Raw genomic sequence first — 22654 nt, forward strand, 5'->3', positions numbered from 1 at the left:
CGTCTATGAAATTACGCCTGATGCTGGCAGCTGCCAGCACTCTTTTTTTTGTTGCTGCACAAGCAGGTGAAGTGACGGTGGCTGTCGCCGCCAACTTCACCGCCCCCATGCAAAAAATCGCCAAAGCGTTTGAGCAAGACACGGGGCACAAAGCCCAGTTGGCTTTTGGCGCAACGGGCAAGTTCTACGCGCAAATCAAAAACGGTGCGCCGTTTGCCGTGCTGCTGGCCGCGGATGACGAAACCCCCGCACGCTTAGAAAAAGAAGGTCTCGCCATGGCAGGCACGCGCTTTACCTACGCCACGGGCCGCTTAGCGCTGTGGACCAAACAAGCCAACGTGGTGGATGACAAAGGCGAAGTGCTGCGCAGCAGCAGCTTTAACAAGTTAGCCATTGCAGACCCTAAGTTCGCACCCTACGGCATTGCGGCGATGGAGGTCATTAACAAACTGGGCGTGCAAGCCAACGTTGTTCCGAAGCTCGTGCAAGGCGAAAGCATTGGCCAAACCTACCAATTCGTCAGCACCGAAAACGCACAGCTTGGTTTTGTGGCCTTGTCGCAAATCTCGGTTGATGGTCGTATCACCCAAGGCTCGGCATGGGTTGTGCCGCAACACTTGCACACACCACTCAAGCAAGACGCTGTGCTGCTCAACGCTGGCAAAGACAACGCAGCCGCACACGCGCTGCTGAAATACCTGCAGGGCGACACTGCCAAAGCCATCATCACCCGCTACGGCTACGCCCTGTAAAGTGTGGGCATGAATTTAAGCGCCGAAGATTTCCAAGCCATTGCGTTGACGCTGCAACTTGCTAGCGTGGCTACGGTGTTGCTGTTGTTGCTCGCCACGCCAGTGGCGTGGTGGTTGGCGCACACGCGGTCGGCTTGGCGTGCGCCTGTTGCCTCGCTTGTCGCGCTGCCTTTGGTGTTGCCGCCTACGGTGTTGGGCTTTTATTTGTTGGTGGCGCTTGGGCCCAATGGCCCGATCGGCCAGTTCACGCAATGGGCGGGCTGGGGCACGTTGGCCTTTAGCTTTTGGGGCTTGGTGTTGGGCTCAATCGTGTATTCGTTGCCGTTTGCTGTGCAGCCTCTGGTTAATGCTTTTGAGGCGATGGGCCCACGCCCGATGGAAGTGGCCGCCACCTTACGAGCCAGCAAGCGGGATGCCTTCTTCACGGTGGCAGTGCCTTTGGCCAAGCCTGGTTTTGTGATGGCTGCCATGCTGAGCTTTGCCCACACCGTGGGCGAGTTTGGTGTGGTGCTGATGATTGGCGGCAACATCCCCGACAAAACGCGCGTGGTGTCCACCCAAATTTACGGTCATGTGGAAGCGATGGAATACAGCCAAGCACATGGTTTGGCGGGTGTGATGCTGGTGTTTTCGTTTGTGGTGTTGTTGGGTTTGTCGTGGTTTAACCGTCGTACCACTCGTCATCAAAAGGTGGGCGCATGAACATCCACCTAAAGCTAGACATCGCGCGTGCCGACTTTGATGTGTCGGTCGATGTGCAGTTGCCCGCGCACGGCATCACCGTCATCTTTGGCCCATCGGGTTGTGGCAAAACCACTTTGTTGCGTTGTGTCGCAGGGCTAGAGCCCTCAGCGCGTGGCGTGGTGCAACTGGGCCACGAAGTTTGGCAAGACGACGGTCTTCATGGCGGAAAAGGCGTGCGCCTGCCTACGCACCAACGTGCCTTGGGCTATGTGTTTCAAGAGGCGTCGTTGTTTGACCACTTGGACGTGGCGGGCAACTTGGCCTATGGCCACCAACGCGCTGAAAAGCAGAGTCGCAACGCGATGAGCCAAGCCGTGGTGCAACAAACCATCGAGCTGCTGGACATTGGCCACTTGCTCAAACGCCGCAGCCACGAGCTGTCGGGTGGCGAGCGCCAACGCGTGGCCATTGCCCGCGCCTTGGTCACGCAGCCACGCTTGCTGTTGCTCGACGAACCCTTGGCCGCGCTCGACCACGCACGCCGACAAGAAGTGCTGCCGTGGTTAGAAAAACTGCGAGACGACTTGAACATCCCCATGCTCTACGTCACCCACGCGGTAGACGAAGTGACCCGCTTGGCCGACACACTGGTGGTGATGAACGAAGGCCGCGTACAAGCCAACGGTCCTGTGGCCGATGTGCTGACCCAAGCCAACTTACCGGTGGTGGTGGGCGAGGATGCTGGCGCCTTACTCACTGGCATCGTGCTGGCCATCGACACCCAATGGCACTTGGCTCAAGTCGGCTTTGCCGGTGGTGCGCTGTGGGTGCGCGACAGCGGCTTAGTCGTAGGCCAAACCGTGCGCCTGCGCGTGCTGGCCCGCGACGTGAGCGTGACCTTGCACGAAGCCACACACACCAGCATTCAAAACCACGTGCCCTGCGTGGTGGACGCCATCACGCCAGAGGCACATCCGTCACAAATGCTGCTGCGTTTGCGTTGCGGCGATACCGTGCTGCTGGCCCGTGTCACTGCGCGTGGCGTGCATGAGCTGGGGTTGCAGGTGGGCATGCCTGCGTGGGCGCAGGTGAAGTCGGTGGCGCTGGTGAAATAAGGCGATGGCATAAATGGTTCAACCTTTGACGACTAAGAAAGCAGTGTTAGAGCGCTTGCAAGCTGATACATCGTTTGCACACGCCTTGCTCGACGAAGCCGCTACTTTGTTTTTGAATGGGGAGCCAGAAACCGCACGCCTCATCTTGCGCGACCTCGTCAACGCAACGATTGGGTTTGAGCAACTCGCCACGATGACGCATAAACCTAGCAAGAGCTTGCACCGCATGTTGTCGCCCACGGGGAACCCGAGCATGGACAACTTGGCAGCTATCTTTTTGGCGATGCGCGAGAAACTGCAAGTGAGCTTGTCTGCCCACTCAGTGGCGGTTTAAAACCACCAAGCCACCGCATAAGGAATCACCACCGCACCCACAATGCCGTGCAGGCCCATGCCTAGGCTGGCGTAGGCGCCGGCTTCGGGGTGCACGCTGAAGGCGCGTGAAGTGCCTATGCCGTGTGCGGCCACGCCGAGGGCAAAGCCGCGTTGCCACCATGGCGTGACGCGCAGGGCGTCAAGCACGTAGCGACCAAGAATGGCGCCCAAGATGCCGGTGCTCACCGCAAAGATGGCGGTCAAAGTGGGCGAGGCTTGCACGCGTTCGGCAATGCCCATCGCAATCGGTGCGGTGACCGACTTGGCCACCAAGCCGCGCACCAAGGATTCGTCCACACCCAACCAACGCGCCATGCCTACGGCGGTGAACACCGATGTCACGCCACCCGCCACCAGCGACAGCAGCAACACGCCCATGCGGCCCTTGAGCGACGCAAAACCTTTGTAAATCGGAATGGCCAGCGACACCGTGGCTGTGCCCAGCAAGAAGTGCACAAACTGCGCGCCTTCGAAATACTTGGCATACGGCATGTCGAGCACGCTGATGCTGAGCGTGACCACCACCACCGCAATCAACACAGGGTTGGCCAGCGGGTTGCGCTGGCTGCGCTCGTACAGCGTGAGGCCCAGCAAATACGCGCTCAGCGTTAGCACCAAGGCCAACAGCGGACTGCCCGAGAGGTACACCCAAATGTCAGAGATGGGCGGCAAGTGTGTTTGGAACTCGTCACTCATCGGTCGGCTCCTTCTTGGCCAACACTTTGAGCAAGCCCGCCGTCACCGCCACCGTGGCCACGACGCTCACCACCAGCGCCGCGCTGATGGCCCACGCGTTGGCCTGCAACACGGGTAAGTAAAGCACCACGCCCACCGACGCTGGGATGAACAGCAACCCCAAGTGCTGCAAAACGCTGCCACCCACCAAATCAATTGCCGCAGGCACGTGGCCGCGAACGCTGAGATACGCCAGCAACAACACCAAGCCCAACACGGGTCCTGGGATGAAGGGCAGGGCGAACTTAGAGACGAGTTCGCCGAGGGCTTGGAAGATGAAGAGTTGGACGAGGCCTTGGATCATGGGACCAGTGTAGACAAGACATCCCTAGATGACTTGTCAAAACACTTGTGATGAAAACAAAGACGATTTAGTGCGCAGCTAACGCCAACTGCATAGCCAGTTGGTTATGCCTCTCAATCAACGGCCCCATATCTACCGTTGCAATCTCACCTTTACGCACCACCACACGGCCATTCACGATGGTGTAGTCCGCGTTGTCGCTGGCGCACAGCAGCAGCGCGCCCACAGGGTCGTGCACTGCGCCGCCGGCCATGCTGAGTGTGTCGGTGCGGAACATGGCGATGTCGGCGCAATAGCCCTCTTTGATTTGCCCCAGCTCGTGGGCGCGGCCCAGCACTTCTGCGCCGCCGCGTGTGGCTAGGCGTAGGGCGTCGCGAGGTGTCATCTCGGCAGGGCCGTGGTTGCAGCCAAAGTCATCTAGTGCTCGTCCCACGCGTGCCAGCAGCATGGCTTGGCGTGCTTCGTTCAGCAGGTGGGCGGCGTCGTTGCTGGCGCTGCCGTCTACGCCCAAACCAATGGGCACACCGGCGTCTAGCATTTTGCGCAGGGGCAAGATGCCGCTGGCCAATCGCATATTGCTGCACGGGCAGTGGGCAATGCCCGTGCGCGTACGTGCAAACAAATACGTGCCTTCGTCGTCCAGCTTCACGCAGTGGGCGTGCCACACGTCGCTACCCACCCAGCCTAGGTCTTCGGCGTATTGCGCGGGCGTGCAGTTGAATTTTTCTTTGGTATACGCAATGTCGTGGTCGTTCTCGGCCAAGTGCGTGTGCAGGCGCACTTTGTGTGCGCGGGCCAGTTTGGCTGCTTCGCGCATGAGGTCTTGGCTCACGCTAAAAGGCGAGCAGGGGGCCACGGCCACATGCGTCATCGCGCCAAAGCTGGCGTCGTGATACGTCTCAATCAAGCGTTGCGTTTCTTTGAGGATGAAGGCTTCTTTTTCCACCACGCGGTCGGGCGGCAAGCCGCCTTGGCTTTCGCCCACGCTCATGCTGCCGCGTGTAGCCGTAAAGCGCATGCCAATCGTGTGCGCGGCTTCAATGCTGTCGTCCAGTCGCACGCCATTGGGGTAGATGTACAGGTGGTCGCTGCTGGTGGTGCAGCCGCTCAGCAGCAGCTCGGCCATGGCCACCTGGTTAGACACCAACACCATCTCGGGCGTGAGTCCCGCCCAAATCGGGTACAGCCCTTTAAGCCAGCTAAACAGCTCGGCGTTTTGCACCTGCGGCACGGCACGCGTGAGGCTTTGCACCATGTGGTGGTGTGTGTTGATGAGGCCAGGCACCACCACGTGGCGGCGGGCGTCAATCACCTCATCCACTTGCTTCAGCAGTTCGTCGATGTTTTCGTCGGCGGGAATGATGCGTTCAATGCGGCCACCCTTTAGCAGCAGCGAGGCGTCGTTGAGTTCTGTATTCGCATCGTCTTGCGTGGCGATGCAGCGGGCGCGGTGGATGAGCAAAGTGGTCATGAAACATGAGGGTTTATGCGAATGTCGCCACTTTAACTCTGTCGGCTTGCGTCTTCGCCTCAAACGCTTAAAGTGGCTCAGAACTTTTTGAAAGAGAGCCCATGAAGACCTACAACATCGCATGCATCCCCGGAGACGGCATTGGCAAAGAAGTCATCCCCGCTGGTCAGCAAGTGCTGCAAGCATTGGCTGCGGCCAATCATGAATTCAAATTCGAGTTCACAAGTTTTGGCTGGGGTGGCGATTGGTACCGTGCCCACGGCGAGATGATGCCCAAAGACGGCTTGGATGCGCTGCGCCACATGGACGCGATTTTGTTTGGCTCAGCGGGTGACCCACACATTCCCGACCACATCACCTTGTGGGGCTTGCGCCTAAAAATTTGCCAAGGCTTTGACCAATACGCCAACGTGCGCCCCACGCGCATTTTGCCCGGTATTGATGCACCCTTGAAGCGTTGTGCCCCCAAAGACCTCGATTGGGTCATCGTGCGTGAAAACTCAGAGGGCGAATACTCAGGTGTGGGTGGCCGTGCGCACCAAGGCCATCCGATTGAGGTGGCCACCGATGTGTCGATGATGACCCGCGCAGGTGTAGAGCGCATCATGCGTTACGCCTTCAAGCTGGCGCAGTCACGCCCCCGCAAGCTGTTGACTGTGGTGACCAAGTCCAACGCACAGCGTCATGCGATGGTGATGTGGGACGAAATAGCCGTGGAGATCAGCAAAGAGTTTCCAGATGTGAAGTGGGACAAAGAACTGGTCGACGCCGCCACTGCTCGCATGGTCAACCGTCCCGCCACCCTAGACACGATCGTGGCCACCAACTTGCACGCCGACATCTTGAGTGACTTGGCTGCCGCACTGGCTGGCAGCTTAGGCATTGCCCCCACCGGCAACATAGACCCCGAGCGTCGTTACCCCAGCATGTTCGAGCCCATCCATGGTTCAGCCTTTGACATCATGGGCAAAGGTCTGGCAAACCCTGTAGGCACATTCTGGAGTTGTGTCATGCTGCTAGAGCATTTGGGCGAGCACGCTGCTGCGCAAAAACTGATGCATGCCATCGAGCAAGTCACAGCCAACCCCGCGCTGCACACCGGCGACTTGGGCGGCAAAGCCACCACCGCGCAAGTCACACAAGCCGTGTGCGCTTTGATGGCTTAAATCATTCAAAACAGGAGACAAAACCATGCGATTGAATTTTTCTTTACGAGTTTTGATGACCGCGTCTGCGTTGCTAAGTGCGGCGGCCTTTGCCCAGCCTTGCCCCGATAAGAACGTGCAGTACTGGCAGGCTTTTCCTCCTGGCGGCGAGTCAGACCTGTCTGCCCGTCACCAACAAATGGTGTTGAAGAAAAAATGTGCTGCCATTGAAACCGTGGTGCAGTACAAAGCGGGCGCAGGCGGTGCGCTGATGTGGACGCAGATGAACACCTTGCCTGCCGATGGTGTGAACGTGGTGGGCATCAATTTGCCGCACATCGTGTTTCAGCCTATCGAAGGCCAGGTGCAATACAAAACGTCAGATGTGACGCCTGTGTATTGGTTTCACTACACACCCGACATCTTGGTGGTCCCTGTGGCCAGCCCCATCAAGACCTTCGCGGAATTCTTGACGGCGGCAAAGAAAGAGCCAGGCAAGATGTCGTTCGGTGGCTCGGGTTTGAACTCCGCCAACCATGCCGCACACGAACGCCTGAACGCTGCATTCAACGTGAAGACGATCTACATCCCCTTCAAAGGCACGGGCGACATGACCACGGCGGTGCTCGGCAGCCAAGTAGATGGCGCTATTACTTATGTGCCCTTTGCCATCACGAACAAAGCACGCGTTCGCCCACTGGCTGTGGCCATGGAGCAGCGCCACCCGCTCATGCCAGAGGTGCCCACCTTCAAAGAGTTGGGTGTCAACTGGGTGGACGGTGCTTACCGCGGCATTGGCGTGCCAAAATCTGCCACGCCCGAACAGAAGAAGCGTTTGTCTGACCTGTGGGCCAATTTAAACAACGACCCCGAGATGAAAGAACTCGCTGCCAAAAATGGCTTTGAGTTGGTCAACGTTGGCGTGGAGCAAATGGACGCGTTCATGAAAGAACGTACCCAGCTCTACACCGAAGGTGCCGCACGTTTGGGGTTAGGAAAAAAGTGAGTTAACTCTGTCTACTTCATCTTCCATGCCGTTTGCTAACCCTGAGGCTGTGATGGCGCAGCCTCAGGGTTTTTTACGCCAGCTCTACGACGCAGCTGTGCTGCGCGCCTTGCCCCTGCACAACACCGCCGCCTATTTGCCCACGCCACCCAAAGGCCGCACCATCGTTTTGGGCGCAGGCAAAGCTGGTGGCGCGATGGCCCAAGCGGTCGAGGCGTTGTGGCCTGCCGACAAACCTTTGTCCGGTCTTGTGGTCACACGCTACGGCCACATGCCAGAGCGCCCTGCAGGTGTGCCCGAACGCATTGAAGTGGTCGAGGCTTCGCACCCCGTGCCTGATGCAGCGGGCCTTGCGGCGGCTGAGCGCATCTTGGCGTTGACACAAGGGCTCACCGCTGACGACTTGGTGCTGTGCCTGATTTCTGGCGGGGGCTCTGCTTTGCTCACGTTGCCAGCTGATGGTTTGACGCTGGAAGACAAGCAGCGCATCAACAAAGACTTGCTCAACAGCGGCGCAGGCATTGGCGAAATGAACTGCGTGCGCAAACACCTCTCACGCATCAAAGGCGGCCGCTTGGCCGCCGCGTGTGCGCCCGCGCAAGTGGTGACGCTCACCATCAGCGATGTGCCGGGCGACGACCCTTCGGTCATCGCCAGCGGCCCCACCGTGCCCGATGTGACGACCTGTGCCGATGCATGGGCCATCCTGCAACGCTACAAAATCGAAGTGCCCGCAGCCATTGAGGCCGCGTTGAAAGCAGGCGCACTCGAAACACCCAAGCCCAGCCCCGAGTGGGACAAGAATCCAGTGCACCTAATCGCCACACCCCAACAGTCGCTAGACGCCGCCGCCGAGCTGGCCCGCGCTGCTGGCCTGAACGCCTATGTGCTGAGCGACGAACTAGAAGGTGAGTCGCGCGAAGTGGGCAAAGTACACGCCGCGCTGGCGCGTGCTGCTGCGCAAGGCAAAGGCCCGTTTCAAAAGCCTTGCGTCATCTTGAGCGGTGGCGAAACCACGGTGACCATTCGCAAGCAAGCACCGGGCACACCCAAGGGCCGTGGCGGCCGTGCAGGGGAGTTTTGCCTCGGCCTAGCCGTGGCCTTGCAAGCGCAACCCAACGTGTGGGCCATCGCCGCCGACACCGACGGCATTGACGGCATCGAAGACAACGCAGGTGCACGCGTGTCGCCCGAAACCTTGGCCCGCGCCGAAGCCGCAGGCGTCAAAGCCGCCGACTGCCTTGACCGCAACGATGCATACGGTTTCTTTGAGGCCGTGGGCGATTTGGTGGTGACTGGCCCCACGCACACCAATGTGAACGACTTTCGCGCCATGTTGGTGCTTTGATTCAGCTTGAACCTAGGGTAAACGCGGGCACGTTGTTTGCAAGAAGACATACAGCCAGTGCTGGTAACCTTGCTCCCGTTTTGTAAAACATTGACTTCAATAACGCCCACTCCTGCGATGACCCAAGCCCGCCTGCAACTTGCCCACATCACCAAGCGCTACCCCGCTGTGGTGGCCAACGATGGCGTGAGCCTGACGGTGCAGCCCGGTGAAATTCACGCCGTGTTGGGCGAGAACGGCGCGGGCAAATCCACGCTGATGAAAATCATCTACGGCGCAGTCAAGCCCGACGCGGGCGAGATTCGTTTCAACGGCGAGGTGGTGAACATCCGCAACCCGCAAGAGGCGCGGCGCTTAGGCATCAGCATGGTGTTTCAGCACTTCAGCTTGTTCGACACCCTCAGCGTGGCTGAGAACGTGTGGCTCGGCCTCGACAAGTCGCTCAGCTTGGCTGAGGTGACGCAGCGCATCACTGACACCGCCGCGCAATACGGCCTCGACATTGATCCCGCCCGCCCCGTGCACACCCTAGGCGTGGGCGAGATGCAGCGCGTGGAAATCATCCGCGCCTTGCTGACCAACCCGCAGCTGCTCATCTTGGACGAGCCCACCTCGGTGCTCACACCGCAGGCGGTGGATAAGCTTTTTGTGGTGCTGCGTCAGCTTGCGTCTGAGGGCCGCAGCATTTTGTACATCAGCCATAAGCTGCACGAAATTCGTGCGCTGTGCACCGCCTGCACCGTGGTGCGTGCCGGCCGCGTGACCGGCGTGTGCGACCCGCGCCAAGAAACCAATGCCTCGCTGAGCCAACTCATGATTGGCAGCTTGCCGCCCGAGTTACATGTGCGCGAGCACAAGCCAGGCGCTGCCGTGTTGAGCGTGCACGACCTGCGTCTGCAAGCCGACGATCCGTTTGGTGTAGACCTCAATGGCGTGAACCTGCAAGTGCGCGCAGGCGAGGTGGTGGGCATTGCCGGTGTGTCTGGCAACGGCCAGCGCGAGCTGCTGTTTGCTTTGTCAGGCGAAGACATGCGTGCATCGGCTGACAGCATTCAGCTTGAGCGTCAAGCCGTGGGCCACTTCAACCCAGACCAACGCCGCGACCTCGGCCTGCACTTTGTGCCAGAAGAGCGCCTAGGCCGTGGCGCAGTGCCTAGCCTGAGCCTCGCGCAAAACCTGTTGCTCACCCGTCATGACGCCGTGGCATCCAGCGGCGCAGCCGGTGCTTTGGGTTGGCTCAACTTGAATACGCTGCACACCCAAGCGGCCAACATCATTGCCAAATACCAAGTGAAAGCGGGCGGCCCTGATGCTGCGGCGCGTTCGCTGTCGGGCGGCAATTTGCAAAAGTTTTTGGTGGGCCGCGAGATTGAGGCGGCGCCTAAGTTGCTCATCGTGTCGCAACCCACATGGGGTGTAGACGTGGGCGCTGCCGCGCAAATTCGCGCCGCACTGCTGGCCCTGCGCGATGCAGGCTGCGCGGTGTTGGTGGTGAGTGAGGAGTTGGACGAATTGTTAGAGCTGTCAGACCGTTTGCATGTGATGGCCGAGGGCCGCTTGTCGCCCGCGCTCACCCGTGAAGAGGCCAATGTGTCGCGCATCGGTGCGTGGATGAGTGGCTTGTGGGATGCACCCGCTGCAACGCAGGAGGTGAACCATGCTGCGTCTTGAGCCGCGTGCCCAGCCGTCGAACCTGTGGCGCTATGCCTCGCCTCTGCTGGCGCTCGCCATCACCGTGGTGTTGGGGGTGATTCTTTTTGTGGCGCTTGGCAAAGACCCGGTGCGTGGTTTGCAGGTGTTCTTTTGGGAACCCATCAAGAGCGTGTATGCCTTGTCCGAGTTGATGGTCAAGGCCACGCCGTTGTTGCTGATTGCGTTGGGGCTGGCCGTGTGCTTTCGCTCCAACGTTTGGAACATCGGCGCTGAAGGCCAGTTCGTCATGGGCGCGGTGTTTGCCTCTGGTGTGGCGCTTACGGCAGATGCCAACACGGGCGCAGGCTTTTGGGTGCTCATCTTGCTCGCGGGTATTGCGGGCGGTATGGTGTGGGCGGGCATCACCGCTTTCTTGCGCGACCGCTTTCATGCAAGCGAAATTTTGGTCAGCCTCATGCTGGTGTACGTGGCCATCATGGCGCTCAACTTTTTGGTTTACGGCCCTTGGAAAGACCCACTGGGCTACAACTTTCCGCAAACCAAAACCTTTGATGCCATCACGCAAATCCCCAAGCTCATCACTGGCACACGCGTGAACATTGGCGTGTTGTTGGCACTTGCCGGTGTGGGCGCGCTGTGGGTGTTTTTGTTTCGCACACACGCAGGCTTTGCGCAGCAAGTGGGTGGCTTGGCCCCTGATGCGGCGCGTTATGCGGGCTTCTCGTCGCGCAAGGCTTTGTGGCTCGCGCTGCTCACCTCGGGTGCAGCGGCTGGTTTGGCGGGCGCTTTAGAAGTGGCAGGGCCCCTGCGTCAGCTCACGCCGTTTGTGCCGGTGGGCTACGGCTTTGCAGCCATCATCGTGGCCTTTGTGGGGCGTTTGCACCCCGTGGGCATGGTGTTCTCGGCCATTTTGATGAGCATGTTTTACATCGGCGGCGAGCTGGCGCAATCGCGCTTGGGGCTACCCCGTTCTCTCACAGGCGTGTTTCAAGGTTTGTTGTTGTTCACGCTGCTGGCGTGTGACACCTTGATGCAATACCGCGTGCGCTGGGTTATGAAAGCGGAGGCACTGTGATGGAGACTTACGCACTGTTGTGGGCCGCCACCATGAACGCGGGCACTGTTTTGGCGCTGGCTTCGCTTGGCCTTTTGATCAACGAAAAGGCGGGCATCGTCAATTTAGGTGCCGAGGGCATGATGTTGTGTGCCGCCATTGCTGGCTTTGCCACTGTGGCCAACACGGGCAGCGACACGCTGGGCTTTTTGGCCGGCATGGGCGCAGGTGCGTTGATGGCTGCGCTGTTTGGCGTGCTGGTGATTTGGATGAACACCAACCAATACGCCACAGGCTTGGCGCTTAGCCTGTTTGGTGGCGGCTTCTCGGCCTTTGTGGGCACAAGCTATGTGCAGGCCAAACTGCCTGAACGCATTCAGTACGAAATACCATTTTTGGCGGACATTCCTTGGTTCGGTTCGGCTTTGTTCAAGCACCATCCACTTGTCTACGGTGCAATTGCGCTTACTTTAGGTTTGATTTATTTCCTCTATCGAACACGTTCGGGCTTGGTTTTGCGTGCCGTGGGCGAGTCGCCCGAATCGGCCCATGCTTTGGGCTATCCCGTGCGTCGCATCCGTTTGCTGGCTGTGGTTGTGGGTGGTGCGCTGTGTGGGTTAGCAGGGGCTTACATCTCCATCATTTACACACCGCTGTGGGTGGAAGGCATGATTGCGGGCAAGGGCTGGATCGCTTTGGCCCTCACCACGTTTGCAACGTGGCGTCCGGCACGCGTATTGCTAGGTGCTTATCTGTTCGGTGGGGTCACCATGTTGCAGTTCCATTTGCAGGCCACGGGCGTGGATGTGCCCAGCCAGTTCTTGAGCATGTTGCCCTACTTGTCTACTATCGTTGTACTGGCATTGATTTCAAAAAATCCGCGCTGGTTAAGGATCAATATGCCTGCTTCAATCGGAAAACCATTCTTTCCTGGTTGATAATTTCACTGCTTTTTTTCACCACTTTTCTCTAAAGGTTTTGCATGACAAATTTATTAAAACGTCGCTGGTTGCAAGCTGCAGCCTTGACCGCAGTCTCTGCCGCCGTGTTGGTGGGCTGTGGCAAAAAAGAAGAAGCCAAGCCTGCTGAAGCGCCTGCTGCCGCAGCCAAGGCTGAGCCATTGAAAATTGCATTTGCCTACGTGGGCCCTGTGGGCGACGGCGGCTGGACATTTGCGCACGACAACGCACGCAAAGCCCTCGAAAAAGAATTCGGCGACAAGATCCAAACGTCTTTCGTGGAAAACGTACCCGAGTCTGCTGACGCAGAGCGCGTCATTCGCGACATGGTCGGCCAAGGCAACAAGCTGGTGTTCGGCACCACCTTCGGCTACATGGAGCCCATGCTCAAAGTGGCTGCCGACACACCTGATGTGAAATTCGAGCACGCCACCGGCTACAAACAAGCCCCCAACATGCGCACCTACGACAGCCGCACCTACGAAGGCGCATACATGGCTGGCGTGATCGCAGGCAAGATGACCAAGAGCAACACCTTGGGCGTTGTGGCTTCAATACCAATTCCTGAAGTTATCCGTAACATCAACAGCTTCACCTTGGGCGCTCAATCCAGCAACCCCAAAGTCAAGACCAAAGTGGTGTGGGTCAACGAGTGGTTCAACCCACCAAAGGAAACAGAAGCTGCCACATCGCTCATCAACGGCGGTGCAGACATCTTGTTCCAAAACACCGACTCTCCAGCTGTGTTGAAAACAGCCCAAGACAAAGGCAAGCGCGCCTTCGGTTGGGATTCAGACATGACAGCCTACGGCCCCAAAGCTCACTTGGCTTCAGCCGTGATCAACTGGACGCCTTACTACATCAACGCCACCCGTGCAGCCTTGGAAGGCAAGTGGACAGGCGGCAGCCACACATGGTCTGGCGTGAAAGACGGCGCGATTGACATCGTGTCTATCGCCGAAGACGTCCCAGCTGACACCAAAGCCAAGATCGACGAAGTGAAAAAAGGTTTGAAAGATGGCAGCTTCGCCATTTGGAAAGGCCCACTCGTCGACAACGCTGGCAAAGAAATCTTGAAGAAAGATGAAGTCGCTGATGACAAGTTCTTGAGCGGCATCAACTTCTACGTCAAAGGCGTGGAAGGCAAAGTGCCAGGCGCTAAGTAATCCCCCTATTTTTTTAACCTTGAAGGAAACTTAAAAATGAAAAAGAAAATTGCTCTCGTTTTGTTGGCTGCTATGGCTGCTGGCGTGCAAGCCGCTGATTGGAGTGCTAACAGCGTTGGTTACCGCTACGCACCTAAGTCGATTGAGAAAGGTCTTGATCCTGTTCGTAAAGACATCTTCAACTACACCAGTATTACTGGCGACAAGTTGGGCACCAATATGTTCTCTATTGATTACCTCAAGTCTTCAGAGGGTGATCCTGCTACTGGTAAAGATGGTAAACAAGGTGCTCACGAGTACTACGGTTTTTTCCAACGTAACTTTTCAACAACCAAGTTGACAGGCAAGCAACAAGGTTTTGGTTACTTCAAAGACATCAATTTGAACTTGCGTTTTGATGCTGGTTCTAAAAATACAACATTCGGTGGCTCACCCATCAAATTCCGTCCAGGCGTGAACTTTGATATGCCGGTGTCTGCAGGTTTCTGGAACGTTGGCGTGGACATTTACAAAGAGTGGAACCAGCAAGGCGTTAGCGCTAGCACTGTTCCTTCTCAAGTAACTTTCGACACCACGTTGGCATTGGGCTCTGCCTGGTCTATCCCAGTCGGCCCAGGCACTTTCGGTGGTCTCGTTGGTATCGTTGGTCCAAAAGGTAAAGATCAATTTGGTGCGCAAACTGAAACTGAAACATTCATTCGTGCCACCTACATGATGGGTGTTGACGGTCCTAAGAGCGATTTGCAAGTCGGCGCTGGCTTTGATTACATCCGTAACAAGTTTGGTAACAACGCTACGAGCTGCACCAAAGGTTGTACAGGTACAACTCCTTTGCTGTTGGTTCAATACGCACTCTAATCAAGTGTGATTCCCATCAAAAAGACCGCCCTCGGGCGGTCTTTTTGTATTTGTGGGACGCTATTTTGGTTAGCATGAAGCCTCGTCGAAGGAAAAGCCATGTTCAAAGTTCACGCCGTTGCCCCCCACCGTTTGCCTCAGCTCTTGCGCGAGATGCCCAAGGCCGAGCTGCACATTCACATTGAGGGTTCGCTAGAGCCTGAGCTTATCTTTGCGCTGGCCCAGCGCAATGGTGTGAAGCTGCCTTATGCCAATGTAGAAGCCCTGCGCGCGGCTTATGCTTTCACCAACCTGCAAAGCTTCCTTGACATTTACTACGCGGGTGCAAGCGTGCTGCTGCACGAGCAAGATTTTTACGACATGGCTTGGGCCTACTTGGAGCGTGCCAAGGCCGACCATGTGGTGCACACCGAAATGTTCTTTGACCCCCAAACGCACACCGAGCGCGGTGTGCCCATGGCCACGGTCATCAACGGCTTGCACCGTGCGTGCGTGGATGCGCAAGCGCAGCTGGGTGTGAGTGCGCAGCTCATCTTGTGCTTCTTGCGCCATCTGAGCGAAGAGGCTGCGTTGCAAACGTTCAAAGACGCGCTGCCCTTCAAAGACAAGTTCATTGGTGTGGGCTTAGATTCCAGCGAAGTTGGCCACCCGCCAGAGAAATTTAAAAACGTGTTTGCTTTGGCGCACGCGCATGGTCTGCACCTCGTGGCTCATGCAGGCGAGGAGGGGCCACCTGCCTACATGTGGAGCGCTTTGGATGTGTTGCACGTCGAGCGCATCGACCACGGCGTGCAAGCCGTGCACGACGCTGCCCTCATGGCCCGCTTGGCCAAAGACCGCACGCCGCTCACCGTGTGCCCACTGTCTAACCAAAAGCTGTGCGTGTTTCCTGATTTGAAAAACCACAACATTGGCCAGTTGCTAGACGCGGGCCTGTGCGTGACCATCAACTCAGACGACCCAGCCTACTTTGGTGGCTACATGAACGACAACTTTGTACAAACCTTCGAGGCCACAGGCTTGAATGCGCAGCAAGCTTACGCGCTGGCTAGCAACAGCTTTGAAGGCAGCTTTGCGACAGAGCAGCAGAAGAACCAATGGCTGCATGCGTTGAAGCAAACCTTTCAGAAGTTCTCGGAACAAGATTGATTCAACACCGAAGCCGCAAAAGCAAAACGCCCCGAGAGGGGCGTTTGCATATGTGGCCAAGTTTGAGCTTGAAGCTTAATTAAGGCTTGAGCAAAGCCAGCAAGTCTTTCAAGTTGGCAGCCTTGCTGAGGTTCCAGCAAGCTTTGAGAATTTGATTGCTGCGTTCAGCGCCCAAGATCGGATCAGCCAAGTCGTGGAACTTGGTTTCCAACATGGCGTCAGTCATGGGGCGTTGCAATGAGCCAATGGCGTGCTCCACATGCACGTCCACTTTGCGTCCGTCTTTCAAATGCGCAGTGACATACACACTCTCTTCGCGCACCGATGGGTCGACCACGGCATTGACCTTGTCACGCAAGGCCACCACGTCATCACGGCGCACGATGTGGTCGGAGAACTCTTCTTCGCCCGCACGGCCAAAAATCAAGCCCACCGCACAACCGTGGTACACGCTGAACTTGCCTTGCAAACCATCTTGCGGAGTTTTCTTGCCTGTTAACTCCAACACCAATGGGTGCACGCGCAAGTCGATGCGCGTCACGTCTTCGGCTTTGACACCTTGTTCACGCAACTGGGCGCAAGCGTCAATGCTGGGGTGAATCACGATGCCGCAAGCAAAGGGCTTGTAGGCGTTGAAGCTGATCTCAAAGCGTTGGCCCAATTCGTCTTGCGCTTCGCGCCAGTCGAACTTGGTGGACACCACTTGCGCCCAGCCGCGCGGTGCTTCGAGTGAGCGCGCGCTTGAGGTGAATCCATGCTGCGCCATCAGCGCAGCCATCATGCCTGCGCGTGCTGCTGCACCTGGGTGGAAAGGTTTGGTCATGGTGCCAAATTGTTCGCGCAAGCCAATGGGTTGCGAGGCGGCAATGCCCAAGGCCATGGTGGTTTGTTGTTCGTTCAAACCCAGCAAACGTGCGCAAGCTGCTGCTGCACCCAGCGTGCCGGTAGAGCCGGTGATGTGCCAGCCGCGGTCGTAGTGTTCGGGGTAAACCAAGTTGCCCATGCGGCAAGCCACGTCAATACCCAACACGATGGCGTCAATCACTTGGCGGCCCGAGCAGTTTTGGTGTTCTGCCAAAGCCATCACTGCAGAGGCAACAGGGCCTGCTGGGTGAATGATGGTTTTGAGGTGGGTGTCATCGTAGTCAAACGTGTGTGACGAGATGCCATTGATCAGCGCAGCGTTGGCCATGTCCACGCGCTCTTTGCGTCCCGCCAATGTGGCTTGGGGGGCTGGGTCTAGCATTTGCACTGCTGCTAAAGCGGCATCGACCGCTTCGTGTTGGGCTGCACCAATGGCGCAACCGAGCCAGTTCAAAAAGGTGCGATGGGCTTCGTGCTCCACCGCATCGCTCCAACCTTGGGTGGGGTGCTGCGAGACGAAGTGGGCGAGTTGAGCGGTGATAGCGGGGGCGTGGTGGTCTGCCGCGACGGCTGTGTTGACTGTCATGTGTGAAGGTCCGTTTCAGTTTTAAAAATCAGCTGTTGTCCAAGTTGATGTTGCGTTCACGCGCCAGAGCAGTCCAGCGCGCCAAATCTTTTTTCATGTAGTCGCCAAATTGCGTGGGGCTCATGGGCATCAGCTCGACAGCTTCAGCACTGAGCTTATCGCGTAAATCGGGCATGGCCAGTACTTGCGCCATGGCGTTGTTGAGCTGTGTCACTACAGCGGCTGGCATACCAGCGGGGCCGACCACGCCATACCACTGCTGGGCATCGAAGCCTTTGAGACCAGCTTCTTCCATGGTTGGCACATCTTTGAGGGCAGGGTGGCGTTGGGTGCCTGTGACGGCGATCGCGCGCAAACGGCCATTGCGGATGTGAGGCAACGCAGCAGCCAAGCCGGGGAACATGCACTGGGTTTGCCCAGCAATCACATCGGTCGTCGCGGGGGCAATGCCGCGATAAGGAATGTGCACCATGAACACGCCCGTCTGCGACTTGAACAACTCCGCTGTCAAATGCGTGAGCGAACCTGCGCCTGATGACCCATAAGCCACCTTGCCCATGTTTTTCTTGGTGTATTCAATGAATGATTTCAGGTCTGTCACGGGCAGCGCTGCGTTGACCACCAAGACGTTGGGTGTACTGCCAATGAAGCCAATGGGGGTGAAGTCTTTGACGGGGTCGTACGCCAGTTTGCGGGTGGCCGGTGATGTGCCGTGCGTGGCCACATAGCCTTGCATCAGGGTGTAGCCATCAGGGGCCGCCCTGGCTGTGGTTTGCGCGGCAATCACGCCGCCGCCGCCGCTTTGGTTGTCGACCACCACGGTTTGGTTCAACACTTTGCCAAGGCGCTCGCAAAAGGTGCGTCCAATCATGTCCGAACCACCCCCTGCAGACACGGGCACGATGTAGCGAATGGGTTTGCTCGGATAGTGCGCTTGTGCCAGTGCAACGTCGGACAAGCCGAAGAGCAATGGCGATGCTTGTAAGAGGGTGCGGCGTTTCATCGTGTCTCCTTGATGGACCAAAAATCATCCTATGCGATAGTTCGTCGCCTAGGGGGCATCCACAGTCCACGAGGTGACACGTGTCTAAAATACAAACCTTCTTCAAAGGTTGAACGATGAGCATCAAGAGCGACAAATGGATCCGCCGCATGGCCCAAGAGCACGGCATGATCGAACCCTTCGAGCCAGGCCAAATCCGCCAAAACGCTGCGGGCGAAAAAATCGTCAGCTACGGCACCAGCAGCTACGGCTATGACATCCGTTGCGCGCCCGAGTTCAAGGTGTTCACCAACATCTACAGCACCGTGGTGGACCCGAAAAACTTTGATCCCAAAAGCTTTGTGGACATCGAGTCTGACGTTTGCATCATCCCGCCCAACAGCTTCGCGCTGGCCCGCACCATGGAGTACTTCCGCATCCCACGCAATGTGCTGACCGTGTGTTTGGGTAAGAGCACCTATGCACGCTGCGGCATCATCGTCAACGTCACGCCGTTCGAGCCCGAGTGGGAAGGCTATGTGACCTTGGAGTTCTCCAACACCACGCCACTACCCGCCAAGATTTACGCAGGCGAGGGCTGTGCCCAAGTGTTGTTCTTCGAGAGCGACAAAGACGACGTGTGCGAAACCAGCTACAAAGACCGTGGCGGCAAGTACCAAGGCCAAGTGGGCGTCACACTGCCCAAGACCTAATTGATCACTCTCAACGTCATCGGTTGCGGCCGCGTGGGTCAAACCCTCGCGGCCTTGTTACATCAGCGCGGTCAAGCGCAAGTGCAAGACCTGTATTCGCGCAGCTTCAGCAGCGCCGAGCAAGCGGCTCAGTTTGTGTGCGCTGGTCAGCCCGTGCCTGAACTGGCCCAGATGCGCACCGCCGATGTGTGGTTGCTCAGCGTGCCCGATGCCCAAGTGGGCGCAGCCGCGCAGGCTTTGGCTGACGCGCAGGGCAGCAAGATGGCTGGCGCTATCGTGTTTCACAACAGCGGCTTTTTAAGTGCTGCCGTGCTGCAGCCCTTGCAAGCCTTGGGCTGCCATGTGGCCAGCGCACATCCGGTGCTCAACTTTGCGTCTCCCGACACAGGCGTGCGCCAGTTTGCAGGCACGCCTTGCGGGCTTGAGGGCGATGCACCTGCACTGGCTTGGCTGCACACCGCACTCACCGCCATTGGCGGGCGTTGCTTTGAGATTGCCAGTGCCGACAAGCCGCTGTACCACGCCGCTGCGGTGTTCAGCAGCAACTTCACTGTGGTGTTGCAAGGCATTGCGCAAGACGCTTGGCACAGCGCAGGCGTGCCGCCCGAGCTGATGCGCCCGCTGACCGAGGCTTTGCTTAAAAGCACGGTGGACAACGTGCTGGCTATGGGCCCTGCACAGGCTTTGACTGGCCCAGCCGCCCGTGGCGATACGGCCGTGGTGCAGGCGCAGGGTGAGGTGGTGAAGCGCTGGAACGCGCCTGCGGGTGACCTGTACAAAACCCTCAGCGAGCTGGCTGCCCAGTTCAAAAAACACGGCAAAACACGGGTTTGAGGGCCTGTCGCCCACAATGCGACAATATGCCCCAGACATGACGACCTCTTTTTCCAATTTGCAGCTGGCCCCCGCGCTGGCACGTGCCGTAGCCGAAATGGGCTACGAATCCATGACCCCCATCCAAGCCCAGGCCATTCCCGTGGTTCTGACCGGCCAAGACGTGATGGGCGCCGCGCAAACCGGCACCGGCAAAACCGCAGCGTTCTCGCTGCCACTGCTGCAACGTTTGCTCAAACACGAAAACAGCTCCACCTCGCCAGCACGCCACCCCGTGCGCGCACTGGTGCTGTTGCCCACCCGCGAGCTGGCCGACCAAGTGGCCCAGCAAATCAAACAATACGCCGTGCACACCAACCTGCGCAGCGCCGTGGTGTTTGGCGGCATGGACATGAAGCCCCAAACCATCGAGCTGAAAAAAGGCGTCGAAGTTTTGGTGGCCACCCCTGGCCGTTTGCTCGACCATATCGAAGCCAAGAACGTGGTGCTCAACCAAGTGGAATATGTGGTGCTCGACGAAGCCGACCGCATGTTGGACATTGGCTTCTTGCCAGACCTGCAACGCATCTTGAGCCACCTGCCCAAGACGCGCACCACGCTGTTGTTCTCGGCCACGTTCTCCACCGAGATCAAGCGCTTGGCTGGCAGCTATTTGCAAAACCCCGTCACCATCGAAGTGGCGCGTCCGAACGAAACAGCCGCCACCATCACGCAGCAGTTCTACAGCGTGAGCGTGGACGACAAGTACAACGCCTTGCGCCACCTCATCAAAGCCAACGGCATGAAGCAAGCCTTTGTGTTTTGCAACAGCAAGCTCGGCTGCGCCCGGTTGGCCCGCTCGTTAGAGCGCGACGGTTTTCGCACCAGCGCCTTGCACGGCGACAAGAGCCAAGACGAACGCCTGAAAGCCCTCGAAGGCTTCAAGCAAGGCGAGGTGGACTTGTTGGTGTGTACCGATGTGGCCGCACGCGGCTTGGACATCAAAGACGTGCCAGCGGTGTTCAACTTTGACATCCCCTTCAACGCCGAAGACTACGTGCACCGCATTGGCCGCACAGGCCGTGCCGGTGCGTTGGGCCACGCCATCAGCTTTGTGTCGGGCAGCGACCAACGCTTGGTGGGTGACATTGAGAAACTGCTCAAGACCAAGATCACGCTAGAAACCGTGAGCGTCGAGCAAGACCGTTCGCGTGAGCGTCGTGAGCCTCGCAATGATTCACGCGAATCTCGCGGTGGTGATCGTGGCGAGCGTTCAGAGTCTTCAAGCCGTCCACGCGACAGCGCCTTGTCACGCGACTCGCGCCCACGCGAACAAGACAGCCGCCGCAGCCGCGAAGTGGGCTACGTGCCCGCACCGCGCATCAAGAACGATCCGTTCTTTGACAAGCCCTACGAAGCGCCTGTGCGCAGCGCAGAGGCTGCAGCACCTGCCGCACCCGACCCACTGCGCAAGTCGGCCAACATCAAGCCCAAGCGGGTGATGGCGGCTTTGTTCAAGTCGACTACTTAAAAGAAAACGCGCAAAAATTTTGCGCGTTTTTTTTTGGTATGCGGGCTACCCCTTACCGCGCATTCAACACCTTCACGCCGCACCCATGAATCAGACCAGATTGGTGTGTGCGAATCTATGTGAGTCGGCTTGATGGAATAAGTCTTCCTTGACAAGATCTCACTGAGATTGCGATCTTAGATGTTCTTATTTTCAGTGATTCAAGATCCAGTCATTTGCCGTCTCTAAACGTCTTGAAATCCGTAATGTTCTGCTGATGCGCCGCCGATCGCACTGTTCGTCAGAAGTAGCATGTCGCGGGTATTTAAGATGAGAAATCAAATATGCGCATGCATGATTTTGAATTGATGTTGGCGTCTGAATTTTTAATGTCGCATCCTGAATTCCATATATTCCTTGCCCGAAGTGAGCGACGGAAAGATAAGCACTAAGAATTTCGGCCTTACTGAAACGATCTGCAAGTGTTGTAGCAATTAATGCTTCCCTTGCCTTTCTACGAAAACTGATTCTGTAGTCTCTTAGCAAGCTCCGTACAAGTTGTTGCTCGAGGGTACTTGCTCCTTCCAATCTGCCACCGAGCGTCCTTATGGTTGCGCGTGCAATTCCTATTGGATCAACACCACGATGAAAAAGAAACCGATGGTCTTCACCTGCTATCAAGGCTTGAGTCAGATTTACATCAAGGGGTGACAGTAGCGTTAATCCATGAATTCTTCTCTGCAGATTTTTAACCTCTGTCGGCAATAGTAGTCGAGCTAGTAGTGCAGACAGCACGCCAACCCCGTGGGCAAATAGTTGATAGGCAGCTTTCCTCACTTTACAAAACACGCTTCCATGAAGCAACACCCTTGCTGTTTGCTGCTGTACTGCTGAAGCTGCCAAATAGATTGCCGTTATTTTTCGATCCAGATACACGCAACTGATCCAAAGTCGTGGATTGGCGTCGTTCACCGTCTTCTTTCCAATGCAGGTGGATGCGGTCTGAGCTGGTGATCCGCTTCTCAATTTTTCCAGTTATTTCAATGAAAATTCGCCCCTTGCCTGTATAAGTTCGAACTCCCGTGGATGAGTCTTCGCGATCCTTCTCGCCTGTTCCGAATATTCTTTCGTTGTCTTGCCATAAGACAATCCGGTACCAAACAATCATCCCGGTATATGGGCGATAGTCGGTAGTAGCTACAACATGTTTACATTCCCAGACCCCCACTAGATTGGGCATGGTGAAGATGTGTTCTCTCAGTACAAAAAAGAGAATAGATAACGCAACCCCGCCCGCGATGTTAGCGGCCAGACCTGGCCAAAATTGAGAAAGAAAGGTTTCCATATTTGATTTTTTAATTCACTGTACTTTTATGACTCAAGCTTCAAGCCTCAAGCAACGCATGTCAGCT

At 57.3% G+C, this 22654-nt stretch carries 23 protein-coding genes; 16 read left to right on the forward strand and 7 right to left on the reverse strand.

Annotated elements, in window-relative coordinates:
* Positions 1-5: 5 nt before the first annotated feature.
* Genes modA through B9Z35_RS02385 form a run of 4 tightly spaced genes read left to right on the forward strand, consistent with a single transcriptional unit; the run spans position 6 to position 2885 of the window.
* Positions 6-752 carry a molybdate ABC transporter substrate-binding protein gene (gene modA / locus B9Z35_RS02370; protein WP_108282058.1) on the forward strand — a complete coding sequence of 249 codons (747 nt, stop codon included), beginning with the start codon at positions 6-8 and terminating at the stop codon, positions 750-752.
* A gap of 9 nt (positions 753-761) precedes the next feature.
* Positions 762-1454, forward strand: a complete 693-nt coding sequence (modB, locus tag B9Z35_RS02375) for a molybdate ABC transporter permease subunit (RefSeq protein ID WP_108282059.1) — start codon at positions 762-764, stop codon at positions 1452-1454.
* The gene (gene modC / locus B9Z35_RS02380; RefSeq protein WP_108282060.1) at positions 1451-2551 is read left to right on the forward strand and encodes a molybdenum ABC transporter ATP-binding protein; all 1101 of its coding nucleotides are present in this window, start codon (positions 1451-1453) and stop codon (positions 2549-2551) included. Before modB ends, modC begins: the two co-directional genes overlap by 4 nt.
* Before the next feature lie 13 nt (positions 2552-2564).
* Positions 2565-2885, forward strand: coding sequence for a DNA-binding protein (locus B9Z35_RS02385; RefSeq protein WP_108282061.1), 321 nt, complete (start codon positions 2565-2567; stop codon positions 2883-2885).
* On the opposite strand, the gene B9Z35_RS02390 is transcribed toward B9Z35_RS02385, so the two are convergent.
* The 3 genes from B9Z35_RS02390 to B9Z35_RS02400 form a co-directional block, all read right to left on the reverse strand.
* Positions 2882-3622, reverse strand: a complete 741-nt coding sequence (locus B9Z35_RS02390; RefSeq protein ID WP_108282062.1) for an LrgB family protein — start codon at positions 3620-3622, stop codon at positions 2882-2884. The genes B9Z35_RS02385 and B9Z35_RS02390 overlap by 4 nt on opposite strands.
* Positions 3615-3965: a CidA/LrgA family protein gene (locus B9Z35_RS02395; RefSeq protein ID WP_108282063.1), complete on the reverse strand. Its 351-nt coding sequence runs from the start codon at positions 3963-3965 to the stop codon at positions 3615-3617. Before B9Z35_RS02395 ends, B9Z35_RS02390 begins: the two co-directional genes overlap by 8 nt.
* A 67-nt stretch (positions 3966-4032) precedes the next feature.
* Positions 4033-5436, reverse strand: coding sequence for an 8-oxoguanine deaminase (locus tag B9Z35_RS02400; protein ID WP_108282064.1), 1404 nt, complete (start codon positions 5434-5436; stop codon positions 4033-4035).
* A 101-nt stretch (positions 5437-5537) separates the two neighbouring features.
* On the opposite strand from B9Z35_RS02400, the gene B9Z35_RS02405 reads away from it, so the two are divergent.
* The 9 genes from B9Z35_RS02405 (at position 5538) to B9Z35_RS02445 (ending at position 15774) form a co-directional block, all read left to right on the forward strand.
* The gene (locus B9Z35_RS02405) at positions 5538-6602 is read left to right on the forward strand and encodes a tartrate dehydrogenase (RefSeq protein ID WP_108282065.1); all 1065 of its coding nucleotides are present in this window, start codon (positions 5538-5540) and stop codon (positions 6600-6602) included.
* 25 nt (positions 6603-6627) lie between these two features.
* Positions 6628-7587: a tripartite tricarboxylate transporter substrate binding protein gene (locus B9Z35_RS02410; RefSeq protein WP_108282066.1), complete on the forward strand. Its 960-nt coding sequence runs from the start codon at positions 6628-6630 to the stop codon at positions 7585-7587.
* A gap of 25 nt (positions 7588-7612) precedes the next feature.
* Entirely contained in the window at positions 7613-8935 is a 1323-nt protein-coding gene (locus tag B9Z35_RS02415; protein ID WP_233246449.1) for a glycerate kinase, read from the forward strand.
* 117 nt (positions 8936-9052) lie between these two features.
* Positions 9053-10606, forward strand: a complete 1554-nt coding sequence (locus B9Z35_RS02420) for an ABC transporter ATP-binding protein (protein WP_108282067.1) — start codon at positions 9053-9055, stop codon at positions 10604-10606.
* Positions 10593-11663 carry an ABC transporter permease gene (locus tag B9Z35_RS02425; RefSeq protein ID WP_108282068.1) on the forward strand — a complete coding sequence of 357 codons (1071 nt, stop codon included), beginning with the start codon at positions 10593-10595 and terminating at the stop codon, positions 11661-11663. Before B9Z35_RS02420 ends, B9Z35_RS02425 begins: the two co-directional genes overlap by 14 nt.
* Positions 11663-12580, forward strand: a complete 918-nt coding sequence (locus B9Z35_RS02430; protein WP_108282069.1) for an ABC transporter permease — start codon at positions 11663-11665, stop codon at positions 12578-12580. The genes B9Z35_RS02425 and B9Z35_RS02430 overlap by 1 nt, the downstream gene beginning before the upstream one ends.
* A gap of 44 nt (positions 12581-12624) precedes the next feature.
* Positions 12625-13767 carry a BMP family ABC transporter substrate-binding protein gene (locus tag B9Z35_RS02435; RefSeq protein ID WP_108282070.1) on the forward strand — a complete coding sequence of 381 codons (1143 nt, stop codon included), beginning with the start codon at positions 12625-12627 and terminating at the stop codon, positions 13765-13767.
* A gap of 36 nt (positions 13768-13803) precedes the next feature.
* Complete coding sequence (locus B9Z35_RS02440) at positions 13804-14625, forward strand: hypothetical protein (protein ID WP_108282071.1); 822 nt, start codon at positions 13804-13806, stop codon at positions 14623-14625.
* A gap of 99 nt (positions 14626-14724) precedes the next feature.
* Positions 14725-15774 (forward strand): adenosine deaminase, encoded by a 1050-nt coding sequence (locus B9Z35_RS02445; RefSeq protein ID WP_108282072.1) that lies wholly within the window; start codon positions 14725-14727, stop codon positions 15772-15774.
* 79 nt (positions 15775-15853) lie between these two features.
* On the opposite strand, the gene B9Z35_RS02450 is transcribed toward B9Z35_RS02445, so the two are convergent.
* Both B9Z35_RS02450 and B9Z35_RS02455 read right to left on the reverse strand, forming a co-directional pair.
* On the reverse strand, positions 15854-17224 hold the full coding sequence (locus tag B9Z35_RS02450; RefSeq protein ID WP_108282073.1) for an MmgE/PrpD family protein: 1371 nt from the start codon (positions 17222-17224) through the stop codon (positions 15854-15856).
* A gap of 28 nt (positions 17225-17252) precedes the next feature.
* Positions 17253-18227, reverse strand: a complete 975-nt coding sequence (locus tag B9Z35_RS02455; protein WP_108282074.1) for a tripartite tricarboxylate transporter substrate binding protein — start codon at positions 18225-18227, stop codon at positions 17253-17255.
* A gap of 116 nt (positions 18228-18343) precedes the next feature.
* On the opposite strand from B9Z35_RS02455, the gene dcd reads away from it, so the two are divergent.
* Genes dcd through B9Z35_RS02470 form a run of 3 tightly spaced genes read left to right on the forward strand, consistent with a single transcriptional unit; the run spans position 18344 to position 21263 of the window.
* Positions 18344-18919 (forward strand): dCTP deaminase, encoded by a 576-nt coding sequence (gene dcd / locus B9Z35_RS02460; protein WP_100132599.1) that lies wholly within the window; start codon positions 18344-18346, stop codon positions 18917-18919.
* Positions 18920-19753 (forward strand): Rossmann-like and DUF2520 domain-containing protein, encoded by an 834-nt coding sequence (locus tag B9Z35_RS02465; protein ID WP_108282075.1) that lies wholly within the window; start codon positions 18920-18922, stop codon positions 19751-19753.
* 37 nt (positions 19754-19790) lie between these two features.
* Positions 19791-21263, forward strand: a complete 1473-nt coding sequence (locus B9Z35_RS02470) for a DEAD/DEAH box helicase (protein WP_108282790.1) — start codon at positions 19791-19793, stop codon at positions 21261-21263.
* 192 nt (positions 21264-21455) lie between these two features.
* On the opposite strand, the gene B9Z35_RS02475 is transcribed toward B9Z35_RS02470, so the two are convergent.
* Complete coding sequence (locus B9Z35_RS02475) at positions 21456-22145, reverse strand: transglycosylase domain-containing protein (protein WP_158268105.1); 690 nt, start codon at positions 22143-22145, stop codon at positions 21456-21458.
* Positions 22081-22587, reverse strand: a complete 507-nt coding sequence (locus B9Z35_RS12945) for a hypothetical protein (RefSeq protein WP_158268106.1) — start codon at positions 22585-22587, stop codon at positions 22081-22083. Before B9Z35_RS12945 ends, B9Z35_RS02475 begins: the two co-directional genes overlap by 65 nt.
* Positions 22588-22654 lie beyond the last annotated feature (67 nt).

It is taken from the genome of Limnohabitans sp. Jir61 (assembly GCF_003063545.1).
In the GTDB taxonomy this organism is placed as follows: domain Bacteria; phylum Pseudomonadota; class Gammaproteobacteria; order Burkholderiales; family Burkholderiaceae_C; genus Limnohabitans.